We start from the raw sequence: 739 nt of genomic DNA on the forward strand, positions 1-739 counted from the left end.
GCCTCACCGTCCCGTGCGGACGGCGACGCAGAGCATTCCGATAAGAAGCCAAGCGACGGGGCGATCCTAAACTTCGCCCTCAACCTGGAATACCTCGAAGCGGAGTTCTACCTGCGGGCCGTCACAGGCCGGGGCCTGAGTGAGGGACTCACGGACGGCAAAGGACGCAAGGGCGGTGTGACGGGCGGGGCGAAGGTACCATTCAAGGCCGGCAGCCTGATCGAAAAATACGCCAAGGAAATCGCCGCGGACGAAGAATCGCACGTCAAATTCCTCCGCACCGCGCTCGGCAAAGCCGCAGTTTCCCGGCCGCAAATCGATCTGGAGGCCAGCTTCACCGCCGCTGCCATGGCGGCGGGGCTGATCAAGGCAGGCCAGACGTTCAACCCTTTTGCGGACGAAACAAGCTTCCTCCTGGGCGCGTTCATTTTCGAAGACGTCGGCGTCACCGCCTACAAGGGCGCGGCACCGCTGATCGATAACAAGACCTACCTCGAAGCCGCCGCCGGTATCCTCGCTGTCGAGGCTTATCACGCCGGAATCATCAGAACCACTCTCTACGCTCGTGATCTGCAGGTACCAGCCCAGGCGATCTCCGACGCCCGGGACAGCCTCGATGGATCAACTGATCTCGATCAGGGTATTGGCACTAAAGACACCGCCAACCTTGTCCCGACCGACTCGAACGGCATCGCTTTCAGCCGCAGCCCGGGGCAGGTCCTGAACATCGCCTACCTCA

General features: G+C 61.8%; 1 protein-coding gene. It reads left to right on the top strand.

Annotation, left to right across the window (positions count from 1 at the left end; translation table 11 throughout):
- Positions 1–739, top strand: a 739-nt coding sequence (locus tag QK287_RS18420; RefSeq protein ID WP_282361137.1) for a ferritin-like domain-containing protein, incomplete at both ends; no start/stop codon positions are given.

It is taken from the genome of Arthrobacter sp. AL05, from assembly GCF_029960715.1.
In the GTDB taxonomy this organism is placed as follows: Bacteria; Actinomycetota; Actinomycetes; order Actinomycetales; family Micrococcaceae; genus Arthrobacter.